Origin of the sequence: Methylophaga sp. UBA678 (assembly GCF_002299105.1) — a bacterium.
Taxonomy (GTDB): domain Bacteria; phylum Pseudomonadota; class Gammaproteobacteria; order Nitrosococcales; family Methylophagaceae; genus Methylophaga; species Methylophaga marina.
In genome coordinates this window covers 1-1880 of sequence record NZ_DBNG01000023.1, presented here as the reverse complement: position 1 = coordinate 1880, position 1880 = coordinate 1, and the positions used below count along the sequence as shown (strand labels likewise).

The following is a 1880-nucleotide window of genomic DNA, read 5'->3' as shown; positions in this document are numbered from 1 at the left end:
GCCAGAGCCAGAGCCAGAGCCAGACCCAGAGCCAGAGCCAGAGTCAGAGGAAAATTTGCACATCCCTAACATCACAACGGGTAATAAAATTGAGGTCGTTCCCCACGATATTGTTCTTGGTGTCAACGGTGACTCTGCTCAGTTTGGCCTATTGGGAGAGGTCCATGGACGGAAAATAGCCTTAGATTTAAACCATACACACACACTAAGTTTATTTGGTGTTCAAGGTGGGGGCAAAAGCTATACATTAGGCTCAGTTGTGGAGATGGCAACTAAATCAATTCCATCGATCAATACGCTGCATAAAGAGTTGGCCAGTGTGATATTCCATTACAGTGCTACTCAGGACTATAAACCTGAGTTTACGTCGATGATAGCCCCAAATGACGATGTTACGCAGTTAGCTAAGCTTAAAGAAGTATATGGTGCGGAGCCAGCTTCCTTAGATGATGTTGTGTTGTTAGCTCCTGAAGACAAGTTAAACGAACGTCGTGCTGAGTACCCTGGAATTGAGGTACATCCGTTGAAGTTTTGTTCTTCTGAATTGCAAGCTGGGCACTGGAAATTTTTGATGGGGGCTATCGGCAACCAAGCCGCATATATCCGCCAACTAGGCAATATTATGCGTAAAAATCGAAATAACCTCTCGATCCAAGCGATAAGGGATGGAATACAAAACTCTAGTCTTTCGGATTCACTTAAAGACCTAGCAGACATGCGTTTGGATTTTGCTGAACAGTACATTGATGACCAATTAAACGTTGGTTCGCTGATTCGACCAGGCAGAATGATCGTTGTAGATGTTCGAGACGAATTCATCGAAAAAGATGAGGCATTAGGCTTATTTGTGGTGCTTCTGCAAATATTCTCGGAAGCCAAGTACCAAGGGCAATCTTTTAACAAGCTAATTGTGTTTGATGAATGTCATAAATACATCGATAGTCCAGACCTAGTAAAAGGGCTTGTGGAAACGGTACGCGAAATGCGCCACAAGGGCACCAGTGTCATGATTGCCAGCCAAGATCCACCGTCTGTACCGGTGGAACTTATTCAGCTTTCATCACAGATTATTCTGCATAAGTTCAACGCTCCGGACTGGTTAAAGCATATTCAAAAAGCCTGTATCGGTTTGAAATCACTAACGCCTGAGAAGCTTGGAGCGTTAAAACCAGGTGAGGCATATATTTGGTCTAGCAAAGCCAGTGATAACGCATTTGTCAGCGACGCAATGAAGATTCAGTGTCGCCCAAGAGTTACTAAGCATGGTGGGGATACTTTGACTGCCGTGTAAGCAATGGTCGTTTATCGTAGACGCAATTTCGAAATTGCTTCTGAGTGCGCGTTGACTTAACTCGATGCGATGCCAATGTTTATCGATTAGATGAGCTTTTTTTGTATCTTCCTAACTCACCAGCTCAAAGTGAACCTTCACACTATCGTGTCGGAGGTTCACTATGTTCAAAAACCTATTTTTTCAAGCCAAAGCACTACCAGAACTGTCATCGCAACTGGATGCAGAAATCCCACGCTACCCGCCATTCCTGAAGGGGTTGCCAGCTGCGTCCCCCGAGGATTTGCAGTCCACACAAGACGAGCTAATTGCCAAACTGCGCCAGGTACTTGGCTTTAATCAGCGTGATTTTCAACGGTTGATTCAGCCCTGTATTGACCATCTGGCTGCTTACGTTCACTTGCTGCCAGCTTCTGAGCATCATCATCACAGTGGTGCGGGTGGTTTATTACGTCATTCGTTGGAAGTTGCTTTCTGGGCGGCACAAGCAGCTGAAGGGATCATCTTTGTTGCCAGTGGCACACCGGTTGAGAAAAAAGAGCTTGAACCAAGGTGGCGTGTGGCGGCGGCTCTTGGCGGTTTGTTCCAT

Annotated in this window: 2 protein-coding genes; both read left to right on the top strand. The window is 45.6% G+C overall.

The features are described 5' to 3' along the window. Positions 1–1291, top strand: a 1291-nt coding sequence (locus tag B3014_RS11735; protein ID WP_289286994.1) for an ATP-binding protein, incomplete at its 5' end; no start/stop codon positions are given. A 163-nt stretch (positions 1292–1454) separates the two neighbouring features. Next, positions 1455–1880: TraI domain-containing protein (locus tag B3014_RS11730; protein ID WP_289286993.1), on the top strand; the 426-nt coding region annotated here is incomplete at its 3' end.